Consider the following 24,731-nt stretch of genomic DNA (forward strand, 5'->3'; position numbering starts at 1 on the left):
CCCCCAAAAAATAAAGGCGTGTGAAAAATTTTTGTTTTTTCACACGCCCTTTTTGTATGCGCCCAATCACCCCAGCACAAACCCCGTCATCGCAATGGCTCCGAGGTTGCACACATCGTTAAAGACCTTCACCGTCTCATCTTGGGCTGCGCCCAGGCACATAATCAGCGGCAGAAAATGATCCGGCGTCGGCACCGCGTAATCCGCGTTGAGATTGCTTTCCCAATGGATCACGGCTTCGTCGTCCCGCGCCACAACTGCTTGAATGATGTCCGCGTTAAAGGCTTCCGTCTGCTTGGATCCGCCGGGATTGTCCCATTCCACCCGTCTTAAGTTGTGCACGACATTGCCGCTGCCGAGGATGAGCACGCCTTCATCCCGCAGGGGCGCGAGCTTTTCGGCCATCGCGTACAAATCGACCGGTTCGGCTTCGCCGTCGATCGACAGCTGCACCACCGGAATGTCCGCATCCGGGAACAGATGCACCAATACAGTCCAGGCGCCGTGGTCGATGCCCCAATCGTTATTCACCGAGACGTCATCGTCGAGCAGTTCGCTGACGCGGTCGGCCAGTGCTTCGTCGCCCGGCGCCGGGTATTTGACTTCGTAGAGCGCTTCCGGAAAGCCGTACATGTCGTAAATCTGCCGCGGCGTCTTCGTCCGCTGAACAAAGGTGCCCCGGGTGAACCAATGGGCCGAAAGCATCAGGATCGCTTTCGGTTTGCCGTAGGTACGGACCACTTCCTGCCCCACTTGTTTGAGAGTCCGCGTGATGTTGTCGTCGTCCAGCGCCAGCATCGGGCTGCCGTGGCCGGTGAAGATGACGGGCATTTTTTGATTGGTTTTCATTTTATTCCTCCTTTTTACATACTTTTATTTTACATGCTTTAATTTTCTGACTTGCTTGTATTATATAAAGCTGGTATACTCAAGTCAATCCGGATTTTTTCCTTAAGTTAGTATCTTTATCTTGAGCATTAGGAGGTTTTCATGAAAAAACAGGATTGTGAAAATGCCGGCACCTTCGGCATGTGCCCCTTCGTCACTGCCCAGCAGCTGCTTTCCGGCAAATGGGCCATTCTCATTCTGCAGAAATTATCGGACGGGCCCAGGCGCTTCGGCGAGCTCCAGCGCCAGATTGACATCACGCAGGCGACCCTGTCCAATCAGCTGAAGCATCTGGAAAGCGAGGGCCTGATCCACCGCGAGGTTTTCGCCGAAGTGCCGCCGCGGGTGGAATACTCGCTGACGCCCATCGGCGAGGCATTCCGCCCCGTACTCGACAGCATCGAAACCTGGGGCAACGCGTACATCGCCTATCTAAAAGAAAAAAACAGCGGCACAAACCCAAAAGCTCAGACGCCTTAATTGGCAGTCTGGGCTTTTTGTTTTTCGATACAAAGAAATTTTTTGATTATTTTAATTTATTGCTTAATGCGTTGTCAAAACAACAGCATAAAAGAAAAAATGATGCTACAATCAAAAACATATTAAAAATATATACAAAATATAAAAACGATTCGTCAAAACCGTAAACATAAAGTCAGAAAGGACAAAAGCATGGAAATCGAACGCTCATGGGCTGAAAGAGAAAATTTAAATAAAAATGAATTGGCAAAGCTCAAAAAAGACGGCTTGGAAATTCTGGACGAGCTGGACCGTCTGTCACAGACGCCGTACGAAGAAATCGACCCCTCAGACATCGAACGCATGAAATGGGCTGGCATCTACACTCAGCGTCCAAAGAACGGACGCTTCTTGATTCGCGTCAAGCTGGCCTCCGGCGAGCTGACGTCCGACCAAGCCAATGTCATTGCCGGAATATCCAGAGATTTTGGCGCCCATTCTATCCAGATTACGATCCGTCAGTGCATCCAAATCCACAACCTGACGCTGCCGGACATGCCCGAAATTTTCGCTCGGCTGAAACAGGCAGGATTGACCACTGTGGAAGGCTGCGGCGACGTCCCGCGCAACATCCTCGGCAATCCTCTAATGGGCATCGACCCGGAAGCGCGCGTCGATACCCAACCGATCGTTCGCGAAACCGCCCGCAGACTCGTCGGCAATCCAGCGTATTCCAATCTGCCCCGCAAGTACAAAATTTCCATTTCCTCTAATCCCCACGACTGCGGCTTTGCCCGTATCAACGACGCGGCCTTCGTCCCTGCGGAAAAAGAAATCGACGGCGAAATGGTGCAGGGCTTTCACCTGTACGTGGGCGGCGGCTTGTCAGCCAACCCCAAGCTAGCCAAAAAGACCAAATTCTTTCTGCTTCCCGATCAGGTTGCGCCCGCTGCAGAAGCGGTCGCCGTTATTTTTAGAGAATACGGATACCGGGAACAGCGCAATCACTGCCGGCTCAAATTCCTCGTGGAAGACTGGGGCATCCGCAAGGTCGAAGACGCCATTGAACAGATCACAGGGCCGCTGGCGCGCGGCGGACGCGCCGTATCCGGCAGCTGGAACCGCGGCTGCTTTTTCGGCGTGCATCCTCAAAAACAGAACGGCCTCTACTACGCGGGCGTGCACATTCCGAGCGGCGCGATGCAGGCGGAGGATCTGGCGGAATTTGCACGTCTGGCCAAAACCTACGGCTCTGGCAGAATGCGCACCACCAACTCGCAAAATCTGATCCTGATCGATCTGCCGAAACAAAACATCGCCCAATTGAAGCGCGAACCGATCTTACAAAAATTCCCGCTGCGTCCGAAGGCCTTCTCCGGATACAGCTCCTCCTGCACCGGCAATCAGTACTGCAGTTTTGCGCCAATCGAAACGAAAAAGCGGCTGCAGACCATTGTGGATCAGCTGGATCAGCGCTTTCCTGGACTGCGGATGCCGATCCGCGTCAATCTGACCGGCTGCGCCCATTCCTGTGCCCACCCTCAGCTGGCGGATTTTGGTCTCACCGGTGGGAGACGCAAGGTCAATGGCGAACCCACAGACGTGTTCCGCATGACTGTTGGCGGCGCGCTGGGGCCTGGCGGCGCCTTTGGCACAACACTTGATGGATGGCTGCCGGCGGATTCAGCCGCAGACGCCATTGGCGAAATGGTTCAATATTATCTCGACCACAAAAATAAAGGAGAACGGTTTTTCCATTTTGCCCACAGATTGGGCACCGATGTCTTCCAGGATATCCTCAACCGCTATACTCGCTAAAGCGCCTTTATATGGCCATATGTTTCTCCCCGCTTTCCAGGGCTTTTTCCCCCGCCTCGGGCGCGTTTAAGGCCGCGTAGTCTTTCCGCTCGTCCCCCTGCACCTGCGAGAAGGTCTTAAAGAAGCGTTCCTGATAATCGCCGAAAAACCGCCCGGACAAGTCGCTTCCGGCCAGAAGCCTGAGGGTGTGGGGGTCCTTGACGTAGGCGCGCACCGGCGGCGAGAGCTTCTTAAATTCTGCCTCGGCGTTGGCCAGGGAATCCTTCAGCGCCCGGGCGATTTCCGCCCAGCCCTCCGCCGCCGAGAGCTTCGGCTGGCGGTCCTGAATAATCTTTTTAATCTGCCCGACGGTCGGTGCGAAGGTGTGATCCCCGTCGATGTAGGTGCCGACGGCGTCCATCACGGTTTTCAGCTCCGTGTCAGCAAAGCGCCACGCCCACAGCGCCGCGATATCCGCCGCGTCGCCGTTGTTGTCAAAATTCGGATAAGCCGCTTTGAGCATTTTCATGATGCGTCCTGTTTCGTTTAAATTCATGCTTCACCCCGCATTAATTTGTCGTAATAAGACAGGCTGGAGGCGCCCCCGCCCGTCGACCCGCCCGTCGATTTAAAATTGTCGTAGCGCCCCTCGGCGATTTTCTGGAAATGCCCTGAATCGAGGGTCCAGTCGAAATCGGCGTGCCAATTGTCGATACGCCCGCAGAGGTAGTCCGAGGCCGCGACCTTGTCGAAGACGGCAAGCACCCCCTGGGTCCCTTCCTCGCGCACCCGCGCCCGAAGGGCTTTCTTCCGGCTCGGGCTCCACTTCTCGGCCCCGCGCACCTGCGGCAGGCCGCCAGGGCCGGCCACGTGGTGATTCCAATAATCTGCGTAGAGTGTAAGATCCTCCCTCGGCGCGTCAGCGCCTGAAACCTCGGCGTCAGCCGAGGAGAGAGTCTCCTCTTCTCTACTCTTTTCTACTCTACTCTTCTCTACTCTACTCTGTGTATTTTTTTCCGCATTAATTGGACTTAATGTTGCAGAAATGTCTCCATGAGATTGACGTTTCAGATAGGCGGATAATATCTCGTGACTGGGCTTGATTTCCCGCATTTCATCCTCGGATAAAAGCCAGATGTCCCAGTCGATGCACGCGCATTTTCGTCTGGAAACCGCATTGTAATACTCGCTCTGGATGCGTTTGCTGGTCAACACCCCTTTCTCGAACAGATTTTGATCGAAGAGCTCGTTATCCACCAATTCGGCAATCACCTCCCGGATTTCTGCCGCCTCCGCCGCTTCCTTGCCGAGGGTCATGTCCGCGATGTCGAGCTCGACCCCCTCGCGCTTTTTGCCCTCATACCTCAAATAATAGCCCTTATCGGCGTAAATCAGCGACAGAATCGCCATGTAGGCCAAGACGGCCAGCCGTCCGTGATGTGCCCGCGGCACCCTGAATTTCCGGTCCGTCAAAAGTCCCACCTCGAAGGGGAACCAATCCAGCCCCGTCTTTCTGGGGCGTCCACTCTTATTTGTCATGCAGTTTTCTCCTTTATGTTTTGTTTTCTGTTTTTTCATTCACTTATATAATGGGGACTTTCCCAAAATTGGATGACAAAAAATTTGAAATTTTATTAAGCGTCGAAACTTGTGCGTGCGTCCTTCTGCCTATATAAGTATGCAAAAAGTCGAAAATGGATGACAAAAATGTGAAAATAATTGAATTTAAAAGGAAAGAATGCCCTCACTTCGCCGCCATAAGTTCGTCGCAGATGGCTTCGATGCGCGGCGAATAGACGCTGCCCTTTTCCCAAATAAAATCAAAATTGTGCACCATCTGGAAATCCTTCAACGGAATTTCTTTTAGTATGCCCGCCTCGAGCTCCGGTTCGACCGCGATGCGGTAGAGAAAGGAAATGCCGCAGTCGTTTTTGAGCAGGCTGATGATGGTGTGCATGTTGCCCACTTCAACTGACGACTTAAAATCCGAAAACTGAATCCCCTTCACCGCGAGATTGCGCTCCAGTATCTCCCGCGTGCCCGATCCAGGCTCGCGCACAATGATGCGCTCCGGCGGCAGATCCCCCAGCGTTTCAACGTCGCCGACGGCAAATTGATGGTCTGCCGCGCAGACCGCGACAAAGGGCTGGCGGCTGAACGTTCGATGCTCGTAATCATCTTGGGAATAATAGCCTTCGACCAGCGCGAAATCAATGGTGCCGGCTTCAAGCAGGCCAAGCAGCTTTTGGGTATTGCCGAAAATGACGTGAATGCTCCAATCCGGATGATTTTTTAACAACGCGGACAGCGGATCGGCAATCGCGTACTCCCCGACCGTCATCGTGACGCCGATGGAAATGGACAATTTCCCGGAAAAAACGCTTTGCAATTCTTTGTTGACCCGCCTTTCATCGTTCTGCAGCACGAGCAGGCGGTTTTTCAAAATCTTTCCCTGAGGCGTCAGCGTCAATTTTTTCTTTTCGTAATGAAAAAGTTTGACGCCGTAATGCTGCTCCAGAAAATGGATATGCTGGGATACGGCGGGCTGAGTAATGTGCAGTATCTCAGCCGCCTTGGTGTAATTCAATGTCCGGCAGACCGCTAAAAAGGTTTGAACGCGAAAATCAAGCATGCCATTCCTCTCATCAATAATTTTTTCTTATGTTTTTATAAAAATTCATTATTTTACATTTTGGTTATGTTTCTTTATACTAGCACATGCCTTTAGGAAATTCAAAACTTGTTGCGTTTAGGGAGGATAATCATGAAATCACATTTGAAAAATTTTGGTCCGGGGCTGGCCGTTTGTTTCGCCATCGCCATTCCAGCTTGGCTGCTCGGGAAGGTTTTCCCTGTCGTCGGCGGCGCCGTCATTGCCATTCTGGCCGGTATGGTCATCACCTTGTTCTGGAATGACAAGGGCGTCTGTGATCCGGGGATTCATTGGACCTCAAAATACATTCTTCAGGCGGCCGTCGTCCTGCTCGGCTTCGGGATGGATTTAGGCGTCATTTTGCAGACTGGGCGTCAGTCCCTGCCGATCATCGTCTGCACCATTTCCACCTCGCTGATTCTCGCCTGGCTTTTGCAAAAAGCCCTGCACATTCCGGGGAAGACGTCCATCTTGATCGGCGTCGGCAGCTCGATCTGCGGCGGCTCGGCAATTGCCGCAACCGCACCGGTCATCCATGCCGATGACGACGAGGTCGCCCAGTCCATCTCGGTCATCTTTTTCTTCAACGTCCTGGCGGCCATTTTCTTTCCGATGCTTGGCCACGCCCTGGGCTTCTCCACCACCAGCGGCGGTCCCTTCGGCATTTTCGCCGGCACCGCTGTCAACGACACCTCATCAGTCACAGCGGCGGCGGCGACCTGGGACAGCATGTGGCACCTCGGCACCCAAACTCTCGACAAGGCCGTCACCGTCAAGCTGACCCGGACCCTCGCCATCATTCCGATTACACTGGTGCTCGCGCTGTATCAGGCCCGGGCCGAAAACAACGGCGGCGAAAAAAATAAGGCCGGCAGCTTCAGTTTCCGCCGCGCCTTCCCGATGTTCATCCTTTATTTTGTCATCGCCGCCATCATCACGACGGTCTGTATTCATTTCGGCGTCCCCGCTGGGGTCTTTGCACCGCTGAAGGAGTTGTCGAAATTCATGATCATCATGGCCATGGCCGCCATCGGCCTCAACAGCAACGTCATCAAGCTGATCAAATCGGGCGGGAAGCCCATCGTCCTCGGCGCCTGCTGCTGGGTGGGCATTACCGTCGTCAGCCTGCTGATGCAGCACGTGATGCAGATCTGGTAAGCGGATGAAAAATTGAACACTAAAAAAGGCCGCCCGCAGGCAGCCTAAATTCTAAATGAATAAACCGTAAATTTTCTCACATCATCTGTTCTTCTGTCTCTATTTTTTCCGCATGACTTCGATCTGATACCCGTCCGGGTCGGTCAAAAAATAATAATCCTTCGTCGCGCCGAGCCCCTTGAGCGGACCGACCTTGTAGCCCTTCGCCTGATGTTCGGCGTGGGCCGCTTCCAGATTGTCGACCTCCACCGCAATGTGGCCGTAGCCAGTGCCCAAATCGTAGGGCTGTGCCGGATCGTAATTGTACGTCAATTCCAGCTCGAAATCCGACTGACCGTCCGACAGGTAAACCAGAGTGAATTTCCCTTCCGGCTTATCCTTACGGCGGACTTCCTTCATCCCGAGGGCGTCGTCGTAAAATTTAAGGGAGCGTTTTAAATCGTAAACGCGGATCATTTCGTGAATCATTCTGCATGCTGGCATGTTTATCCCACCTTTCGTGATTTGTTTATTTGTATTTTATTGGAATGCTGCCGATAAATCAACTCAAAATATCGCGGACGCGCCGCTGAAGTGCCGGCACCACCTGTTCCTCAAACCAGGGGTTTTTGCGCTGCCATCTGAAATTCAGCGGACTCGGATGCACGATTGGGAAATACGCCGGCAGATATGCCTTGTAAGCCGCGACGGTTTCTGTCAGATTTCTTTTCTTCTTCCCTTTAAGATAATAATCCACCGCGTACTTGCCGATCAAAATGGTCATCTCGACGTCTGGCATCATACGCAGAATCTGAGGATGATAGGTCTGCGCGATGAATTTCCGAGGCGGCAGATCGCCGGACTTGCCCTTGCCCGGATAATAAAAATCCATCGGCATAATCGCAATTTTCGAGGAGTAGAACGTCTCCCGGTCGATGCCCATCCAGCGGATCAGCTTTTCGCCAGACTTGTCGTTAAAGGGAATTCTGGTTTCCTCGACCTTTCTTCCTGGTGCCTGCCCGATGAGCAGAATCTTGGCGTCTGGGCTGATTTGAAATACCGGCGGCACGCCCCGCTTGGTGTAGGCTTGATTTCTTTCATCTGCCTTCAGTTTTTCCACGATTTCCTCTACTGTCATTGTATTCCCTTCTTTCGCGCTGGTTTCGGCTGATTTTTTCGAACGATTAAAATTAATTCAGCACACGCTGACTATAAATTAAGCTTATCATATTTTGCCTGCGCGGTACGTTGTTAGGGCAACACGTTTTAATTTTTCAAAATTAATGCATGATTTGATTTTTAAATTCTTCCTTCACATTTGATTTAAAAAATTGTTTTTTCTCTTTCGCCACTACGAAGCGAATGATGTAATCAGCTACAAAAACCAGATAAATGATCTCATCGCACACTCTAGCTGCCGGCGACAACCCCCGCCACATATCTTCAAGCGCCAAGGTTACCGACACAATAGCCAATAAACAGATCACCACGTTATATATTTTTTCTCTTTTATTCATTCGATCAAAATTGCCGCCCTTCTAAATTTGTTCAACGATTCTATGAATAGAAAAGCACAGATGTAAGCCTTGCGGCTTCACTTTGAGTATTTTGTTCCCCTGCCTCTGCCTGAAATGGTGACATAATGCTTGGATGCAAGGCCCTTCAGCAGCTTTGTCGTTTTGGACCGTCCAAAGGGCAGCGCGTCCGTGATTTCGCCGGCCGATTTCGGCAGATTATGGCTGAGTACCCCCAGCAGCAGCAATTCATCATCCGTTAGATCCTGCCGGTCGACAATGGGGAGCGTCACCTTGATCGAATTTTCGAAAATTTCAAAAGCGGGCTTTTTGTCACTGCCGCGATACGCTTCTTTAATTCTGAGCACGCCCGTTCCCAAAATTTCAACAATATGCAGTCGATAAAATACATTGCCGATAAAATGCGGTGAATCAACGCGTTCGCGATGGTTTCCCGAAAGGCTTCTTCCGGAATTCTCTCAACTACCTTTCGTTCCATCCCCTGGATGGCTTCATACCGGTAAAAATCCCGGAATATTTTTACCGTTTCATCCAATTCTGTCAAAATCGAACGGTTTTCAATTATTTCCCGTTTCAATATGATGCTGATCGATTCTCCGAAACGCGCGATATCGATCCCGGGGAATCCGTTCACATCCGCCAGCAGCTCAGCCGCGTGATTGTATCCCTGTGTGTTGCTGTAAAGATTCAATGTTTTTAGAATATCTTGGTTGATTTCCGCGATGCCAATTTCCCGGACCGCGGCCATTTGCAGCACGTTAAAGGTTAAATCCTGCCGATTTGCCGGCAATTGTTCAAAGTGCATGTGCCTTCTTTCCCGCATGGCCCCTCCTCATATCGCATCTTTTTCGATTATTATAATTAAAAAGCAATCGCAAAAATTTACGATTGCTTTACGATTGTTTTTCGGTTGTATTTTCGCTTTTGCGATTGCATCGATGATGATTGTTGACTTCCCCTTGACATACTTCATCTGTCGTAGTATATTGAGGGCATCAGCATACTACGACAGTCGTAATACGTCAGACAATGTATCTTTTAAGCAAATTGAGAAAGGAGGGTCAGATGGCAATCAGCAGCGATGTCATCCGCGGCTACAACGACACGATCATCCTGTACCTGCTCTGGGACGCGCCTTCTTACGGCTACGCCATTTCCAAGAGAATCCGCACCATCACCGAGGGCGCCTACATCATCAAGGAGACCACGCTGTATTCCGCCTTCACCCGTATGGAGAAACACGGGTACATCACATCCTTTCCGGGATTTGCCGACAACGGCAAGAGGCGGACCTATTACCGCATCACCGACGCCGGCCGGAAATACTACAAGGAAAAGTGTCAGGAATGGCAAATCACCAAGCAAGTGGTCGAGCATTTTATAAGGGAGAATGAATCATGAATACTATTCGCAATTATTTGGAATCGATGTTTGCGGGCCTGCCCAACACCCCCGAAATCGTCAAGGCCAAGTGTGAACTCGGGCAGATGATGGAGGACAAATACACCGAGCTCACAGACGAGGGCAAATCCGACAACGAAGCCGTCGCCCAGGTCATCGCCGAATTCGGCAACCTCGATGAGCTGGGAGACGCCCTGGGCATCAGCCAGATCTTAAAAGAACAGCAGGACGCCGCCCGGAACACGCACCAGCTTTCCGACGACGAAGCCAAGGCCTACCTGGACGAAAGCGCCCACTACGCCTTCTTTCACGGGCTGGCCACCCTCTTCGCCATCGTCTGCCCCTCCGGCGTGATCCTGGCCGCCACTCTGGCCCCGGGGGCCCGCACCTGGATGGCGGCCGGAATCGTGTTCCTCCTCGCCGCAGCGGCCGCCTGCGTCACCCTCCACGTCTACAGCAGCCTGCACATGGGCCGATGGCGCTTTTTGAAGGACGAGCCCTGCACCATCGATTACGGCACCGCCGAAAGGATCAACGACTTAAGCCGCAGCACCCACGACAGCGTCGTCCTCCAGCGCACAATCGCCATCCTGCTCTTCTGCACCTGCTACATTCCCCTCGTCTTTCTAGCGCTCTTAAGCAAAAGCGCCGCCGCAGACGCGGCCGGGGTGGTCCTGCTGCTTTTCATGGTCGCTGCGGGCGTGCTGCTTCTGACGGTGAGCGCATCGAGGGTAGCCAGCTGCCGCCGGCTGCTCGATTTAAACGGCAGCCAAGGCGCTTATCAAAAGGGCCACCCCCAAAAGGCGGCGAGCCACAGCCCCGCCGTGCGCGCTGTCCTCTCCGTCTACTGGCCGACGATCACCTGCCTGTATTTGATCTTAAGCTTTTTGACCTTCGACTGGGCCGCCACCTGGATCATCTGGCCGGTCGCCGGCGTCGTCCGAAAACTGATCGATACGATGGATCAAACGAAAGGAGACGCCCAATGAAACACAAACGCACCCTTTACCTCGTCATCATCGCAGCCCTTGCGGCAGCCGCCATCGGCTACGGCACCGTAAAACACTTAAACGCCGCCCACCTAAAGCTGACCCTGAACGGGGACGGCCTGAACCTGACCTCGTCTAATCCGGCCACCGTCCGAAAAAAGCTCGACGCCTTTGACCGCGCCGATATCCACCTCGACAACACGGACATCACCCTCCAAAGCGGCGCTGACTTCGCCATGGTCTACCGCGGGCCGAAGGGCACCTGCCCCACCCTCACCGTCACCGACGGGAAGCTTATCGCCAAAGCGGCGAAAACCGCGGTCGGCGCCCATCAGGATACCGAGCTGGTCCTCACGATTCCGAGATCCCACACCGAGCTTCAGGCCCTCACCCTCGCCTCCCAGAACGGCGACATCACTGTCGAGCCCAGCCAGACCCTGACGGTAGACACCCTGACCCTCGACAGCCAGAACGGCGACATCGAACTCAGCCGATCGGCCGGCGGGACCCTCAAGGCCACGACCTCAAACGGCGACATCGACATCGAGGACGCCGCCTTCACCACCGCGGAACTGACCGCGGACACCGGCGACCTCTCACTCGTCCCGTCCGACAGCCTCGCTCACTACACCATCTCCGCCAAAACCGACACCGGCGACATCGACATCGAAAACGACTGATGTGAAGCATAAAAAATCCCTGTCAGCCTTGAATGAACAAGACCGGCAGGGATTTGTTTTTATTCCAACTCGAGTATCCATAAAGAAATCTGCTTCTACATCCTACCAGCAATAGCATGAAAATCATGCAAAACAGCGTGCCTATCAGACCTGTTCGGAACATACCAGACTTTCTCCCCTTCTTTGTATCGGCCATTACAACATCTCCTATCTGGAGCAGCGTTTCTGCCGATGAAGAATTATTGGCTAAAATCTACTTCCGAAAATTCAATCAAGAGATCGGCAATGTCCTGAATAATGGATTCATACAGTTCCTTGCCTTTTTCTGTCAGCGAAATGTAGACGGCCCGCTTATCTTCATTGCAGATGCTCCTGCGAATGATGGGTTCATTATATTCTTCCAATCGCTGGACCAGCCGGGATAAAGCGCTCTGGCTCATCTGGATTTTTTCACAGGCATCTTGCAGCTTCATCTTGTGCTGGCTGCTTTCGCCCAGATAGTAGAGCAGGTAAAAATCATTGAGGCAAAGGCCTGTCTTTTCCCTGATCCGGCCTTCAATTTTCTGTTCCAGCATGCGATAGCTTTTGGTGAACCGCATCCAATGATGGATAATCTGGCATTCGTTACTATTGTTCATTCGAGCGTCTCCTTTACGTTACTTTATTTGTATGTATATATATATTTTATGGCCAGAGTGCTCTCCCGTCAACGTCCTGCCAGGTATTGATTTCTCCATTCATACAGATTCACTGACAACCCAACGGTGCAGCTCATCTTCTGTTACGGAACCGGTAAACCGTTTCCCTTCCCGGATATCTGCTTTGGGAGCTATTTGTTTCAGGTACGTCACCGTATCTCCGATAGGACTGGATCCGGAAGTAACAAAGGGAATAAGTGTCTTTCCCTCCAGGTCTTCTGATTCCAAAAACGTATCGATTATCTTCGGTTCTCTGTACCACCAGATGGGAAAGCCGAGATAAATCACGTCATATGCGGATAAATCAACGGGACTATCCTGGATGGCCGGTCTGGCCGCAGGGTCATCGGTCTCCCGGGAGCTCCGGCTCCGTTTATCGTTCCAGTTTAAATCGGCCTTTGAATACGGTACTTCCGGCACAATCTCATAGAGTCCTGTTCCAGTCACTTTGGCCACTTTTTCAGCGACTTTCTTAGTAATGCCACTGGCTGAAAAAAATACAGTAATTCCTTTGTTCATCGTAATACCTCCTTTAAAACTCGTCCTGCCTCATTGGGTGATGGACAGAATAGAATCAACGTCTTCCCGATCACTCCGGAAATCGTTAATAGCGTCATCAGACCGATAGCCGAGGCCTACGCCCATGATGATCCGCTCCGTATCCGGAATGCCCAGCTTGCTCCGGAGATAAGACGGGGCCGATACAAAAGCCACTGCCGCAATGGAATCTACGCCATGATTAAAGGCACTGAGCATCAGGCTTTCTTCAAAGGCTCCGGCATCAAAAATTTCCCAGAGCGGGCCATTGGCCGATACGGTGATGATGGCTATCGCTGGCGCCTGGAACAGGGTCTGCTGACTTTGCCCGAATTCATAGCGCTGTGCACCGAGAAATTCCTGCAGCTGCCGGCCCCAATTCGACATGTTATGCTGTTCTCTCCTTCCCCAGTTTTCTCCGCGGAACGAAAGCATTTCCGCCCCTTCCTGGACTGCCGTCCCATTCACGTAGGCTTCCCGGATTTCTTCAGCTGCCTTACCTAAGGCCACATAGAGTTTCCAAGGTTGTGCGTTCGCCCAGGACGGGGCCCATCTTGCATCCTTTACGATGTCACGGATGGTTTCTTCCGATACCGGTTTGCTGCTGAAATTACGAATCGATCTTCTGTTGACTAAAGCGTCTTGAATTGTTTTTTCTCCCATGATGTGTCTCTCCTTTTCTAATTTATACGCCATAATATCCATCAAAAGCCTTGGATATAATCTGCCATCCCGTTTCGGAGAATTTCAATAACTGCAGATATTCGACATATTGATTTCCATGCCAGTTTTCAATGATGACCTTGGCACTGGCTGCCTGCCCGCTGATATCCAGATAGTCCAGGCGCCCCGTCGCCTGCGTCTTGCCATTCCGTTCTACACTATCGAACAGTGCTTGGATCGGCATCCCGTTAATCAGTGCATTTTTATGATAGGCCCGTTTCAACCGTGTCATATCCCCATTGGCACCTTCAATATAATCGTCGATAGTCTGTCGTACTGCATTGTATTCCTTTGTCATTCTAAGCATGGTAATTCCTCCTTTAACCTTCTGCGAACCCAATTCCTGTCTTGGACGATATCTTCCAGCCTTGGAGCGTCTTCAACAGGTGGAAGTATTCTACGAAATTCGCTCCATGCCAATCTTCAATGACGATTTTCGTACTAGCAACAGGACCTGTAATATCGATGAAATCAATGTGACTGGTCGAATCCGTCTTCCCCCTTTCGGTTACGATGTCGTACAGCTCCTGAATCGGTCTGCCATTGATGATCGCCGAAGAAAGGAATACGGACCGAAGAGCGTCCAAATCTCCATTCCCTCCTTTCGTATACGTCTGAATGACCTTTTCAATTTCTCTGTAATCTTGCGTTGTCTGTGATACCATAGGGATAGCTCCTTTCTGTAAAACCGTTATAATGCATTTCTTTATCTTTTTTATATTTATTGTATGCGCATACATATTTTTTAGTAAAAATAATCCGGATTATTGAATCTTTGCTAGCTATTTATTTGTATGTGCATGCATATAATAGCATCGTCTTTTTTTCTTGTCAAGAACTTTTTCACGATTTTCTCTTACCTTGCATCTCTCCTTGATAGTAAGCGGTAGATCATCAGTACCTGTTGCACTCCACTAGCCTTTTCGACTTTCCCCAAAGAGGCTAAAAATCATGGACAAGATCACTTCTGATGTCCGCCATCAACAGTGGCTTGATATCATTCATGTCTGTCATGCCAGCGGCCTTACAAGAAAGGCCTGGTGCGAGCAGAACGGTATCAAGATTAAATCCTTCCTGACTGGATCACCCGGAAGAAAGGTGGTGATCGCTGATGGGAAGCGGAGTAAATGGAAAATACAGCGGTGGCGGCGGATCTCATCCATATGCACCGACATATCATGTCGCTTCAGATATGCATGCACGAGATATCGCGAATGGCGTTTACCACGACGGACATGATGATAAGAACCCGACCGCAAAAAACATTAATGATATGATCAATAGAAATTACATTGGAAATAAGAACACCAATATCGATATGCCTAATGTCATTGATACGAATGGTAATATCATTGTTGGCAGGCGGAACGGAAACGGTAGGAATGGAGCGCCGACTCCGCATCCCACTTGATCGGCGGCCGCGATCCAGCTGATTCTCACCATTCCGAAATCCCGCGCCGAACTCAAAACCCTCACCCTGACCTCTGATAACGGCGATATCTCGGCCTCCCCAGCCGACAGCCTCCGCCATTACACCATCTCCGCTAAAACCGACACCGGCGACATCGACATCGAAAACGACTGATGTGAAGCATAAAAAATCCCTGTCAGCCTTGAATGAACAAGACTGGCAGGGATTTGTGCTTTTATTCCAGTTCAATCGTTCCTGGCGGCTTGGAGGTCAGGTCGTACATGACGCGGTTGACCCCTTTGACCTCGTTGATGATGCGGTTCATGCACGTCTGCAGCACCGACCACGGGATTTGGGCTGCTTCCGCAGTCATAAAATCTGAGGTGATCACACCGCGCAGCACGACCGCGTAATCGTAGGTCCGGTCGTCGCCCATGACGCCGACACTTCTGAGGTTGGACAAGGCCGCGAAAAACTGGCCCTTGCCCATATCGATGCCGGCCTTTTCGAGTTCCTCGCGGTAAATGGCGTCGGCGTCTTGGGTGATCTTCACCTTTTCCGGCGTCACTTCACCGACAACGCGGATACCCAGACCTGGACCCGGGAAAGGCTGACGGAACACGAGATTCCGCGGGATGCCCAGTTCCAGACCAACCTGGCGGACTTCATCCTTAAATAAATCTCGAAGCGGCTCGATCGGCGTCTGATCAAAGCCCAATTCGACAACCATTTCCTGGGGCAGGCCGCCGACATTGTGGTGGGATTTGATCACCGCGCCGCCGTTGCCAGCGCCGCTTTCCACGACGTCTGGGTAAATCGTCCCTTGCGCCATGTATTTAAAGCCGCCTTCGTCGGTCAGCTTCTTCGCTTCCGCGCCGAAGATTTCGACAAACAGCGCACCGATGATTTTGCGCTTTTGTTCCGGATCGGTCACGCCTTTGAGCTTTTCAAAATAGGTGTCGCCGGCGTTGACCCGGATGAAGTTCAAATCGAAATCGCCCTTCGGTCCAAACACCGCTTCGACCTCGTCGCCTTCATCCTTGCGCATCAGACCGTGATCGACGAACACGCAGGTCAGCTGCTTGCCGATGGCTTTGGAAAGCAGCACAGCCGTAACGGTCGAGTCGACACCGCCGGACAGGCCGAGGAGCACCCGATCGCTTCCGATTTTTTCTTTAAGCGCCGCCACCGTATCTTTCACAAAAGTGTTCATCTGCCAGCTGCCGGAACATCCGCAGACCTCGGTCAGGAAGTTGTTTAAAATCTTCTTACCTTCTGGCGTGTGGACCACTTCCGGATGGAACTGCACCGCGTAAAGCTGCTTTTCCGGATTTTCCATCGCAGCGATCGGGCAGTTCGCAGTGTGCGCCGTCACCTTGAAGCCTTCCGGCGCCTTCGCGATGTAGTCCGTGTGGCTCATCCAGCAGACGGTGTCCGCCGCCACATCCTTCATGATGAGGCTGTCCTGCCCATCAATGGTGAGGTCCGTGTGGCCGTACTCGCTGACCGGCGCCTTCTTCACCTGGCCGCCCAGCGTGTGCGCCATGAGCTGAGAGCCGTAGCAGATCCCGAGAATCGGGATGCCCAGTTCGTAGAGCTCTTTCTGGTAGGTCGGTGAGGTCGCTTCAAAAACGCTGTTTGGCCCACCGGTCAAGATGATGCCCTTGGGCGCCATGGCCTTGAGCTCGTCAATGGGTGTTTTGTACGAATGGATTTCGCAGTACACCTGGCATTCGCGGACCCGTCTGGCAATGAGCTGCTTGTACTGTCCGCCGAAATCCAGCACAACCACCAATTCACGGGGCCGTGCCGATTGCTTTGTCGTCATGTTTTTCTCCTGTTCTCTAAAGTCGCTTCACTGTTCAATCTGCTCGAAGGCTTCTTCCATGGCGAGGGAAAGACTCGGAATCGGATGGACGATCCGGTCTAAATCCATCGTCGTGCCTTCCATCACCATCAGCGCCTGAACCTGCGCAATCAATTCGCAGGCGTTTTCGCCGATGATGTGGACGCCGAGGATTTCGTGATATTTGCCGTCGACGATCACCTTGACAAAGCCCTGCTTGTCGGCTTTAAACAGCGAGCCCGGTTCGTCGCCCAGAGGCGCGAGCCCGACCTTGATGTCGTCATGTTCCACAGAGGCTTCCTGCGTCGTCAGCCCGATGCTCGCCACTTCCGGGAAGGTGTGAATAAAATGAGGCATCTGATACACGTCCATCATGCGGCGCGACTTTTCTTCGTCCTCCGCCACAATGTTTTCGACGAGCATCTTCGCCTGAATCCGTCCTTCGTGGGGCATCTGGCATTGGCCGGTGATCCCGCCGACTGCGTAGACCTTCTTCATCGAGGTGCGATTGAAGCTGTCTGTCACGATAAAGCCGTCGTCAATGTCCAGACGGAGCTGGCTGAGTCCAGCGAGATTGCCCTTATAAAGAGTCGGCACGTAAATCGTCGAGGAAATGACGGTGTGTTCCGTTTTCGGACGGCCGCCTTTTTTTTCAGGCTCGGCGTCGACAGACGCGAGCTCGATGTGCGTCATTTTTAAGGAGTCCTTGTACATATCCACCGGACGCATTTTCAGGTAAATTTTCGTGCCCCGGCGTTTCATCTGTTCTTCGAGGCGGCCGACGATCTGCGCGTCTAAATTTTTGAGCACTGCCGATTTGTCCGTGACGATGGACACGTGGGTACCGAGGGTCTGGAAAAGCGAAGCCGCTTCGCAGGCGCGTACACCGGAGCCCAATATCGTCATTTCTTCGGGAATCTTGTTGAACTCACAGACGCTGCTGTCTTCGACCACTTCGGTGTAATGCTTCAGGGTTTCCCGTTCCTGGGCTTTAAGCCCCGTCGCGATGATCAGGCGCTTCCAGGTCAGACGGATCTGGTTGCCGTCCTCTTCCTTGACGTCGATCATCCCGTTGGTCAGTGGCCGGCCCGCGCCATTAAAGACGTACACGCCGGCGTCGTCGAGCTGCCGGCGCAGCTTGGCTTCTTCCTGGCGCACCGCTTCATTTTTTTCGTTGACCAGCTGATGCATATCGAGGGACAGCTTGCCGACGACGATGCCGTGATGGCCGCGATAGCGCATGCAGTGGCGGATAAACCGCGCGTTTTCGTGATAAAATCCTGCCGGAATGCCTTCTCTTAAAAATTTTCCGCCGAAATCGCCGGCGACCAGCGCGGTCTGGTAACCAGCCCGTCTCGCTTCGATCGCCGCGGTAATACCGACAATCCCGCCGCCCACAACGACGATGTCAAAATTTCTCGGAATATCCACAGCATTATCTCTAAATTCCTTGGATAAATTGGGTTCGATCATTTTTCCTCCTTCGGCTTTAATTGAATCAGCGCGTCCGGATTTTCCAAAAATGTTTTCAGCGCGTTCAAAAAAGCCACAGACGCCGCAACGTTAGCCGCACCGCGCTTTTGTGAAAGGGTCAGTGCAGCGATGTAGTGCATGCCGCCGATCTGCATTTCCTTACGCACAGCACCCACCGCCAGGATCGGGGCCTTCTGCTTGTCACAGATATAATTAACGCCAACACCCTGACCGAGGGACATGATGTGAAGACCGGCGTCGCAATCCGAGCCGTTCAGGCGGCCGTCTTCGATTTTCTGCATCACGTCACATCGCTGTTCTGAAATAGCTTGAGGCGACGTCCTTTCGTCTGCGTCAAGCGCCGGCGTACAGACCAGCCCTTTGCTTTCACTGAGGGTCATCAGTACGATTTTTGAGCCTTCCCCACAGGCTTTGGTGTGAAGACTCATCGAACGGGCTGCCGCTGCAGTGACATAGTCGGTCAACTCGACGCTGCTGTTTTCCGACTGATTTCTGCAGGCGTCGTGCACCCTTGTCACGTCCACCGTGATGTCCAGCGAATAAGGCCCGACCGCTGCCGTGTCGGCCGGATCTTCGCGGCGCGTTAAATCACTTGATGTGCCGTCCTGAGGCGACTCTTGTTCCGCCATCGCCGATGCCATCACATCTTGAGCTTTCGCGCGTTGAGGTGGTGTTTTCTGGGTGAAGGTATCTCCCATGTTATCCCGAATGGCCTGATAAATTTTCGCGGCCACCGGATCGTGATGACCGAGGTTTAAATCCGCTTTCGGCTTGTCCGCGTCGTCGGCCAATTTTTCGGGTTCCGGCTGCATCTGGACCTGTTCAGCTGGAGCCGCCTGCTGTTCTTCTTTTGGCGCAGGTTTTTCCTGAGCCATCGGCTTGTGCACCACCGGCTGAGACGCAGCCTCTGTCTCATCGGGATGGGCTTTCAGCCATTGGCGCACATCGTAACGGACGATACGCCCATTGGGGCCGCTGCCCGGCGTAAGCTTCGACAAATCGACGTGGTGTTCTTCGGCGAGTTCTCGCGCCAGCGGCGACACGCTGACGATGGTCACATCGTTGGGATCAAAATCGTCAAGGTTAAACCCACTGGATTTTTCTTTCGTTTCACTGACCGATGGCGCTTCCGCTGCGTCTGGCTGTTCCGATTCTGTCTTGACTTCAGGCGCGGCAGGTGCTTCTGTTTGTTCTGTTTCTGTCTCGCCGATACTTTCCGGCTGTATATCCGGCTCTGTCTGTGGCGGGGCTTCAGCCGATGCTTCCGCTCCCGGTTCGGGCTGGCTTGCAGATTCAGGCTCTGCCGCTTGCGATTGATCGGCCTGCGGGTCACCGTCATCCGCCGCCGCTTTTAACTTCGGCTCTTCCGGCTGGTCAAGGGTTTCCTGCGCTTCTTGACGGCGCCCGTTCTGGGTATGCTTTTCGAAAATTTTCTTTTTTTCTAAATAGATGTCAATATCCCGTTCGGTGATGCGTCGTTCTTTGCCGATTTCAGACAGCTCCTGAAGGTCGACGCCCTTTTCCGCAGCGTAGCGTCTGGCCGCCGGTGTCGCCGGCAGGACCTGCCTGCCGCTGTTGGCTTGTCTGGCCCGGCCGCCTAAATTTCTTAAAGAAAGACGTCCATTTGAGGGTTTTGCCTTTTGGTCGCCCATCAATCAACCCCCAGCAGATCGTAAACAGACTGAACCACATCTTCGGCCTTCGGCGTCACCACGTCTTCCAGGCCCTTGTTGTAGGGCATCGGCACGTCAAGCCCGCACAATCTGAAAATCGGGGCTTCGAGATAATCGAAACATTCGCTTTCCGCAACCGATGCTGAAATTTCCGCGCCGAGTCCGCCGGTCTTGTTTTCATCGTGCACAATGAGCAGATGTCCCGTTTTCTTAACCGATTTATAAATCGTATCCATGTCCATCGGCGCGAGGGTCATCGGATTGATCACTTCTATATTGTAGCCGTCGTGATCGAGAATGACCGACGCTTCGAGCACAGATACCAATGCCGCGCCCCACGATACGACCGTCACACTGCCGCCCTTGCGTTCGGTGTAGGATTTGCCGAGGGGCAGCACGTATTCGTCTTCGATCGGCACCTGGGTTTTGTAGCCCAAGAGATCGCGGTTAATTAAAAACACCACTGGGTTATCGTCGCGGATCGCCGCCTTGAGCAGACCCTTGCCCTGCGCCGCATTAGATGGCTCGACAACCTTTAAGCCTGGAATGTGGGCGAAAAGGCTTTCAAGGGTCTGGCCGTTCTGCGGCTGATCGCCGCCGCCTACCGGTACGATCACCGTCATCGGCACGTTGACCTTGCCCTTGGACCAATAGAAGGGCCGCGCTGCGGTGTGAACCAATTCGCCAAAGGCGGTCAACGCCTGATCCATCGAGGCCAGCTCGACAATCGGTCTGAGCCCAGTCATGGCTGCGCCAGCTGCCGCGCCAATGACGGCCTGTTCAGATGATGGGGTGTCGAGCATCCTGTCCTCGTCAAGGCCAAGGGTAATGCCGCAGCTGCCGCCGTTTTCGCGCACATCCTGTCCCATCACTACGATGGATTGGTCCGCTTTCATTTCTTCCTGCAATGCCTGACGCATCGCTTCCTTGAAGGATAATTCTTTGATTTCCATGATCCTGTCCTCCTATGCTAATACCGGTGACAATGCGTCGTTCATCGCCGGATCGTCCGACGCTTCCGCGTAGCTCAGCGCGTCGCTCACGCTGCGGGATGCGTTCTGTTTAAGCTGATCCAGCACATTCTGCTTCATGCCGTAGTCGTCCACGAGGGACTTCGCAAAGAGCGCGATGGGGTCGTGCTGCTGCCAGATCTTCTGTTCGTCGACGCTGCGGTAAAGCTGGAGATCGCTCGTGTCATAGCCGCACAGCCGATAAGTCTGGGCTTCGATGAAGAACGGCCCTTCCCCTGCTGCCGCGTGGGCCCGCGCCTTTTCAACGGCCATCGCGACCGCAACCGCGTCGTTGCCGTCGACCGTCACAGCCGGCACGCCGTAGCCTTCGATCACTTCCTTGATATCCTGCGGTGCAAGATGGTCTTCAATGGCCGTCGCCCCGCTGAAAAAGTTGTTTTCAATCATAAAAATAACCGGCAGTTTCCAGAGCGCCGCCAGGTTGAGTGACTCGTAAAATGCGCCTTCGTCTAAGGTGCCGTCGCCGCCGAAGCAGAGCACGACGTGGCCGTCTTCCTTCTGCTTGTGAGTCAGTGCCGCACCGCAGGCAACCGGATAATTCGCGCCAGGCGCTGGGCTCGTGCCCAGATTGTGAACGGACAAATCAGACAAATGCGCAGATCCTGCCAGGCCGCCGTCAATTCCCGACGCTTTGCCTAAGGCTTCCGCCATCATGCCCTTGATTTCCACCCCTGAAGCGATGGCCTGCGCGTGACTGCGGAAACTCATCACGATGTCGTCGCCCTTTTCAATGGCCATGCACGCGCCGACTGCCGACGCTTCCTGCCCGATGGACAAATGGGACACGCCGTTAATCTTGTCCGATGCGCTGATGGATTTTATGGTTTCTTCGAAAAACCGCGCCTGGTTCATGCGGTAATACATCGTTGCCAGTAATTCTTCAGTAAATTTCATATTGAACGCCCTCCACTTTCGTGCTGGTTTTTTTTATTCATTAATGTCAGAAAACTGTTGATGATCATTAAATCTTCGGATGTTGTGATTTTGATGTTGTTGTAATCTCCCGGGATGATGGCGACGGGCAGGCCCAAACGCTCGACGAGCGCCGCGTCATCGGTCGCCTCGACGTGGTCGGCAGCCGCCGCTTCGTACGCGCTGAGGATCAGCTTGTAGTCAAAAGCTTGAGGGGTCTGCACCTCGTAGAGCACCCGGCGGTCGAGGGTCTGATTGACCTGAAGCGCACCGCTTCCGTCTCCTGCCGGCGTCACCGACTTGATCGTATTTTTCGCCGGGACCGCTGCAATCGCCGCTTTGTACTTTAACGCAAAGTCTATGCTGTCACGAATCAAGGTCTCGCCAATCATCGGCCGCGCGCCGTCGTGAATGAGCACCACCGTGCAGCGCGGATCCGCCGCTTTCAGGCCGTTGTAAACGGACTGGCTGCGCGTGCCGCCGCCAGCCGTCGTCTTGATTTGATGGTGAAAAATATGTGTCGACATGATATCCCGATTAAAAATATCCCGATCGTCTGGGTTGAGGATGACGACAATCTCGTCAACCCTCGGGCTCTCATCAAAGGCACGAATCGTCCAGTACAGGATTGGTTCGTCCTGGAGCTTTAAAAACTGCTTGTTCGTTTTCGTCCCCATCCGCCGGCCTCGGCCTGCTGCCGGGATGACGACCGAGACAAAAGGACGGGCGTCAGGTGTTTCAGCTTTCAATGGCCGCGATCCTTTCCGCAGCGCTGTCGTCCTCGCAGACCACCGTGATCCGTCTGGCCGTTTCGCCCTTGGCGTCGTCCCGCCGCAAATCGATGCGCAGCATCGGTTCATAGCCCTCGTCCTCTAGGATATCCGGCCATTCGCAGAGAATGAGGCGGTCGCCGTCGAGGTAATCCTCAAAGCCGATTTCCTGCAGCTCTTCATAATCCTCGAGACGGTACAAATCCATGTGCACCGCCTCGGCGTCCGGGCCGTATTCGTTGATCAGCGCGAAGGTAGGGCTGGTGACCTCGGCGTCGATACCCAGACCGCTCACGACGCCCTGGGTCAATTTTGTCTTGCCGGCCCCGAGATCGCCGGTCAAAAAAATCAATCCGCTCTTTCCTTTAAGCGCTTCGCCGATTTTTCTGCCGATGGTCAGCGTCTGTTCCGGCGACGCACTTTCCCAATTCTTCTCCATGATTATTCCTGGATGTAATGGGCCATGAAATGGCGGAGCCGTTCAATGGTCTCGTTGAGCAGAATCGGGCTCGGCAGGAAGACGATTCTAAAATGATCCGGTTCCGGCCAGTTGAACCCGGTCCCCTGAACGATCAGGATTTTTTCGCGCTTGAGCAGGTCAAGGGCAAACTGCATGTCGTCGGTAATATTAAAGGAAGCCGTGTCGATCTTGACAAACGCGTACATCGCCCCGGCAGGCTTCGTACAGGATAATCCCGGAATCGAGTTAATGCCTTCGTACACGATATTGCGCTGCTCGTAGAGCCGGCCGCCCGGTGCGATCAAATCCTGAATACTCTGGTAGCCGCCTAAAGAGGTTTGGATCGCGTACTGCGCCGGCACGTTCGCGCAGAGGCGCATCGTCGACAAAATGTGAATCCCTTCGATGTAGTCCTTCGCGCATTCCTTGTTGCCGGTGAGCATCATCCAGCCGACTCTAAATCCCGGCACGCGGTGGCTCTTGGACAAGCCATTCAGTGTGACGACGAGAACATCTTCGGTCAGACTCGCCATGTGCGTGTAGGGCAGGTTGTCGTAAATGATGTGATCGTAAATTTCGTCAGAGAAAATGATCAGCTCGTTGTCTTCCGCAATCTTGACAATACCTTCGAGGATTTCCTTCGGGTAAACCGCGCCAGTCGGGTTGTTCGGATTGATGACGACAATAGCTTTGGTTCTGTCCGTGACCTTGGCGCGGATATCGTCAAGATCCGGGTACCAATTGCTCTTTTCGTCGCAGAGATAATGCACGGCCTTGCCGCCGGCCAGTGTCGCTGCCGCCGTCCACAGCGGGTAGTCCGGCATCGGGATCAGCACTTCGTCGCCATCGTTCAATAACGCCGACATGCAGAAGCTGACCAATTCGCTGGAACCATTGCCGATGTAGACGTCGTCTTCGTCGACGCCCATAATCCCCTGGGTCTGATAATACTGGACGATCGCCTTGCGCGCCTGGAACAGCCCCTGGGAGCCGCAATAGGCTTCTGAATCCTTCAAGTGCAGGCGCACGTCGCGAATGACTTCGTCCGGCGCGTTCATATCAAAATGCGGCGGGTTGCCAGTGTTCAGCTGAATGATGTCTACGCCTTCCCGCTGCATGCGGTCGGCTTCTGCGACAACTGGTCCGCGAATGTCGTAACACACATTGTCAAGCTTATGGGATTTCTGAAATTGCCTCATTTTCCTAACTTCCTTCTATTTATTGATTTTCTATATCCTGATCATCGAGAATCCGCTTGATGACCGTTTGATAACCGGTTCCGTGCTTCAGGCATTTGTTGACCCGACTGATCGTCGCAGAGCTCGCGCCCGTTTTCTTTTCGACGTCGATAAACGTCTTCCTCTCGGCCAGAAGAAGGGCGATCATCAATCTGTGGGACATGTCCTCGATCTCCTTGATCGTGCACATATCGTCGAGAAGAGCCTCGCATTCCTCCGGTGTTTTGAGGGACAGCAGTGCCTTGATCAGCACGTCACGTTCCTTTTCCATGAATCTTACCTCTATTCTTTGCAGATACGCTTGCTACATAAAATATACTTCATTATACCACTTTACTGTCGCAAGTTAAACCACTCGATCTAGATTTATTCGTGAAACCCCGGGGGTTCTGTGTTATA

Annotated in this window: 31 protein-coding genes; 7 read left to right on the plus strand and 24 right to left on the minus strand. The window is 53.0% G+C overall.

Translation table 11 applies throughout. The features are described 5' to 3' along the window. Nucleotides 1-66: 66 nt before the first annotated feature. Nucleotides 67-849 (minus strand): 4,5-DOPA dioxygenase extradiol, encoded by a 783-nt coding sequence (gene ygiD / locus QZX60_RS06855; protein WP_295362828.1) that lies wholly within the window; start codon nucleotides 847-849, stop codon nucleotides 67-69. Nucleotides 850-990: 141 nt separating this feature from the next. Here ygiD and QZX60_RS06860 point away from each other — a divergent pair, with 141 nt between their 5' ends. Both QZX60_RS06860 and QZX60_RS06865 read left to right on the plus strand, forming a co-directional pair. Then, nucleotides 991-1,368: a helix-turn-helix domain-containing protein gene (locus QZX60_RS06860; RefSeq protein ID WP_295362831.1), complete on the plus strand. Its 378-nt coding sequence runs from the start codon at nucleotides 991-993 to the stop codon at nucleotides 1,366-1,368. A gap of 192 nt (nucleotides 1,369-1,560) precedes the next feature. Then, a complete protein-coding gene (locus tag QZX60_RS06865) occupies nucleotides 1,561-3,165 on the plus strand; it encodes a nitrite/sulfite reductase (protein WP_295362834.1) in 1,605 nt (534 codons plus the stop codon). Between the two features lie 7 nt (nucleotides 3,166-3,172). On the opposite strand, the gene QZX60_RS06870 is transcribed toward QZX60_RS06865, so the two are convergent. The 3 genes from QZX60_RS06870 to QZX60_RS06880 form a co-directional block, all read right to left on the minus strand. Continuing rightward, the gene (locus QZX60_RS06870; protein ID WP_295362836.1) at nucleotides 3,173-3,700 is read right to left on the minus strand and encodes a replicative helicase loader/inhibitor; all 528 of its coding nucleotides are present in this window, start codon (nucleotides 3,698-3,700) and stop codon (nucleotides 3,173-3,175) included. Then, nucleotides 3,697-4,683: a DUF4373 domain-containing protein gene (locus QZX60_RS06875; RefSeq protein WP_295362839.1), complete on the minus strand. Its 987-nt coding sequence runs from the start codon at nucleotides 4,681-4,683 to the stop codon at nucleotides 3,697-3,699. The genes QZX60_RS06870 and QZX60_RS06875 overlap by 4 nt, the downstream gene beginning before the upstream one ends. Nucleotides 4,684-4,888: 205 nt before the next feature. Further along, nucleotides 4,889-5,776 carry a LysR family transcriptional regulator gene (locus QZX60_RS06880; protein WP_295362842.1) on the minus strand — a complete coding sequence of 296 codons (888 nt, stop codon included), beginning with the start codon at nucleotides 5,774-5,776 and terminating at the stop codon, nucleotides 4,889-4,891. A 132-nt stretch (nucleotides 5,777-5,908) separates the two neighbouring features. Between QZX60_RS06880 and QZX60_RS06885 the strand changes: the two genes are divergently transcribed. After that, nucleotides 5,909-6,955: a YeiH family protein gene (locus QZX60_RS06885; RefSeq protein WP_295362845.1), complete on the plus strand. Its 1,047-nt coding sequence runs from the start codon at nucleotides 5,909-5,911 to the stop codon at nucleotides 6,953-6,955. Between the two features lie 99 nt (nucleotides 6,956-7,054). On the opposite strand, the gene QZX60_RS06890 is transcribed toward QZX60_RS06885, so the two are convergent. The 5 genes from QZX60_RS06890 to QZX60_RS06910 all read right to left on the minus strand — a co-directional run bounded on the left by QZX60_RS06890 (nucleotide 7,055) and on the right by QZX60_RS06910 (nucleotide 9,292). After that, nucleotides 7,055-7,438, minus strand: a complete 384-nt coding sequence (locus QZX60_RS06890; RefSeq protein WP_295362848.1) for a VOC family protein — start codon at nucleotides 7,436-7,438, stop codon at nucleotides 7,055-7,057. Nucleotides 7,439-7,496: 58 nt separating this feature from the next. Further along, a complete protein-coding gene (locus QZX60_RS06895) occupies nucleotides 7,497-8,072 on the minus strand; it encodes a uracil-DNA glycosylase family protein (RefSeq protein WP_295362851.1) in 576 nt (191 codons plus the stop codon). 142 nt (nucleotides 8,073-8,214) lie between these two features. Beyond that, entirely contained in the window at nucleotides 8,215-8,451 is a 237-nt protein-coding gene (locus QZX60_RS06900; RefSeq protein WP_295362854.1) for a hypothetical protein, read from the minus strand. A 77-nt stretch (nucleotides 8,452-8,528) separates the two neighbouring features. Further along, the gene (locus tag QZX60_RS06905) at nucleotides 8,529-8,741 is read right to left on the minus strand and encodes a hypothetical protein (protein WP_295362857.1); all 213 of its coding nucleotides are present in this window, start codon (nucleotides 8,739-8,741) and stop codon (nucleotides 8,529-8,531) included. Next, nucleotides 8,738-9,292, minus strand: coding sequence for a hypothetical protein (locus QZX60_RS06910; protein ID WP_295362859.1), 555 nt, complete (start codon nucleotides 9,290-9,292; stop codon nucleotides 8,738-8,740). Before QZX60_RS06910 ends, QZX60_RS06905 begins: the two co-directional genes overlap by 4 nt. A 242-nt stretch (nucleotides 9,293-9,534) precedes the next feature. On the opposite strand from QZX60_RS06910, the gene QZX60_RS06915 reads away from it, so the two are divergent. From QZX60_RS06915 to QZX60_RS06925, 3 genes are read left to right on the plus strand one after another with little or no spacing between them, the layout of a single operon-like run. After that, nucleotides 9,535-9,870 carry a PadR family transcriptional regulator gene (locus QZX60_RS06915; protein ID WP_295362862.1) on the plus strand — a complete coding sequence of 112 codons (336 nt, stop codon included), beginning with the start codon at nucleotides 9,535-9,537 and terminating at the stop codon, nucleotides 9,868-9,870. Beyond that, on the plus strand, nucleotides 9,867-10,859 hold the full coding sequence (locus QZX60_RS06920; RefSeq protein ID WP_295362865.1) for a permease prefix domain 1-containing protein: 993 nt from the start codon (nucleotides 9,867-9,869) through the stop codon (nucleotides 10,857-10,859). Before QZX60_RS06915 ends, QZX60_RS06920 begins: the two co-directional genes overlap by 4 nt. Further along, nucleotides 10,856-11,539 (plus strand): DUF4097 family beta strand repeat-containing protein, encoded by a 684-nt coding sequence (locus tag QZX60_RS06925; RefSeq protein WP_295362868.1) that lies wholly within the window; start codon nucleotides 10,856-10,858, stop codon nucleotides 11,537-11,539. Before QZX60_RS06920 ends, QZX60_RS06925 begins: the two co-directional genes overlap by 4 nt. 239 nt (nucleotides 11,540-11,778) lie before the next feature. Here the strand turns inward: QZX60_RS06925 and QZX60_RS06930 are convergent, their stop codons facing one another. From QZX60_RS06930 to QZX60_RS06955, 6 genes are all read right to left on the minus strand, one after another. Next, nucleotides 11,779-12,177 (minus strand): MarR family winged helix-turn-helix transcriptional regulator, encoded by a 399-nt coding sequence (locus tag QZX60_RS06930; RefSeq protein WP_295362871.1) that lies wholly within the window; start codon nucleotides 12,175-12,177, stop codon nucleotides 11,779-11,781. Between the two features lie 99 nt (nucleotides 12,178-12,276). Beyond that, nucleotides 12,277-12,756, minus strand: a complete 480-nt coding sequence (locus QZX60_RS06935; RefSeq protein WP_295362874.1) for a flavodoxin — start codon at nucleotides 12,754-12,756, stop codon at nucleotides 12,277-12,279. Between the two features lie 30 nt (nucleotides 12,757-12,786). After that, entirely contained in the window at nucleotides 12,787-13,470 is a 684-nt protein-coding gene (locus QZX60_RS06940) for a nitroreductase (RefSeq protein WP_295362877.1), read from the minus strand. Then, complete coding sequence (locus QZX60_RS06945) at nucleotides 13,460-13,804, minus strand: nuclear transport factor 2 family protein (protein WP_295362880.1); 345 nt, start codon at nucleotides 13,802-13,804, stop codon at nucleotides 13,460-13,462. The genes QZX60_RS06940 and QZX60_RS06945 overlap by 11 nt, the downstream gene beginning before the upstream one ends. Nucleotides 13,805-13,817: 13 nt before the next feature. Then, on the minus strand, nucleotides 13,818-14,162 hold the full coding sequence (locus QZX60_RS06950) for a nuclear transport factor 2 family protein (RefSeq protein ID WP_295362882.1): 345 nt from the start codon (nucleotides 14,160-14,162) through the stop codon (nucleotides 13,818-13,820). A gap of 521 nt (nucleotides 14,163-14,683) precedes the next feature. Continuing rightward, nucleotides 14,684-15,028, minus strand: a complete 345-nt coding sequence (locus QZX60_RS06955; RefSeq protein WP_295362885.1) for a hypothetical protein — start codon at nucleotides 15,026-15,028, stop codon at nucleotides 14,684-14,686. Between QZX60_RS06955 and QZX60_RS09300 the strand changes: the two genes are divergently transcribed. Beyond that, entirely contained in the window at nucleotides 14,975-15,082 is a 108-nt protein-coding gene (locus QZX60_RS09300) for a hypothetical protein (RefSeq protein WP_363174785.1), read from the plus strand. The genes QZX60_RS06955 and QZX60_RS09300 overlap by 54 nt on opposite strands. Nucleotides 15,083-15,143: 61 nt before the next feature. Here the strand turns inward: QZX60_RS09300 and guaA are convergent, their stop codons facing one another. The 9 genes from guaA to QZX60_RS07000 are packed head-to-tail and all read right to left on the minus strand — an operon-like array spanning nucleotide 15,144 to nucleotide 24,603. Next, nucleotides 15,144-16,736, minus strand: a complete 1,593-nt coding sequence (gene guaA, locus QZX60_RS06960) for a glutamine-hydrolyzing GMP synthase (protein WP_295362887.1) — start codon at nucleotides 16,734-16,736, stop codon at nucleotides 15,144-15,146. Nucleotides 16,737-16,763: 27 nt separating this feature from the next. Continuing rightward, nucleotides 16,764-18,227 (minus strand): FAD-dependent oxidoreductase, encoded by a 1,464-nt coding sequence (locus QZX60_RS06965; protein ID WP_295362890.1) that lies wholly within the window; start codon nucleotides 18,225-18,227, stop codon nucleotides 16,764-16,766. Continuing rightward, nucleotides 18,224-19,900 (minus strand): E3 binding domain-containing protein, encoded by a 1,677-nt coding sequence (locus QZX60_RS06970; protein WP_295362892.1) that lies wholly within the window; start codon nucleotides 19,898-19,900, stop codon nucleotides 18,224-18,226. Before QZX60_RS06970 ends, QZX60_RS06965 begins: the two co-directional genes overlap by 4 nt. Beyond that, complete coding sequence (locus QZX60_RS06975; protein WP_295362895.1) at nucleotides 19,900-20,874, minus strand: alpha-ketoacid dehydrogenase subunit beta; 975 nt, start codon at nucleotides 20,872-20,874, stop codon at nucleotides 19,900-19,902. Before QZX60_RS06975 ends, QZX60_RS06970 begins: the two co-directional genes overlap by 1 nt. A 12-nt stretch (nucleotides 20,875-20,886) precedes the next feature. Then, nucleotides 20,887-21,846 carry a thiamine pyrophosphate-dependent dehydrogenase E1 component subunit alpha gene (locus tag QZX60_RS06980; RefSeq protein ID WP_295362898.1) on the minus strand — a complete coding sequence of 320 codons (960 nt, stop codon included), beginning with the start codon at nucleotides 21,844-21,846 and terminating at the stop codon, nucleotides 20,887-20,889. Continuing rightward, a complete protein-coding gene (ispD, locus tag QZX60_RS06985; RefSeq protein ID WP_295362900.1) occupies nucleotides 21,843-22,613 on the minus strand; it encodes a 2-C-methyl-D-erythritol 4-phosphate cytidylyltransferase in 771 nt (256 codons plus the stop codon). The genes QZX60_RS06980 and ispD overlap by 4 nt, the downstream gene beginning before the upstream one ends. Next, complete coding sequence (gene tsaE / locus QZX60_RS06990) at nucleotides 22,603-23,073, minus strand: tRNA (adenosine(37)-N6)-threonylcarbamoyltransferase complex ATPase subunit type 1 TsaE (RefSeq protein WP_295362903.1); 471 nt, start codon at nucleotides 23,071-23,073, stop codon at nucleotides 22,603-22,605. The genes ispD and tsaE overlap by 11 nt, the downstream gene beginning before the upstream one ends. Nucleotides 23,074-23,075: 2 nt before the next feature. Then, entirely contained in the window at nucleotides 23,076-24,293 is a 1,218-nt protein-coding gene (locus tag QZX60_RS06995; protein ID WP_295362907.1) for a pyridoxal phosphate-dependent aminotransferase, read from the minus strand. Between the two features lie 19 nt (nucleotides 24,294-24,312). Continuing rightward, nucleotides 24,313-24,603 carry a YerC/YecD family TrpR-related protein gene (locus tag QZX60_RS07000; RefSeq protein WP_295362910.1) on the minus strand — a complete coding sequence of 97 codons (291 nt, stop codon included), beginning with the start codon at nucleotides 24,601-24,603 and terminating at the stop codon, nucleotides 24,313-24,315. Nucleotides 24,604-24,731 lie beyond the last annotated feature (128 nt).

The organism is uncultured Pseudoramibacter sp., from assembly GCF_903789625.1.
Taxonomy (GTDB): domain Bacteria; phylum Bacillota; class Clostridia; order Eubacteriales; family Eubacteriaceae; genus Pseudoramibacter; species Pseudoramibacter fermentans.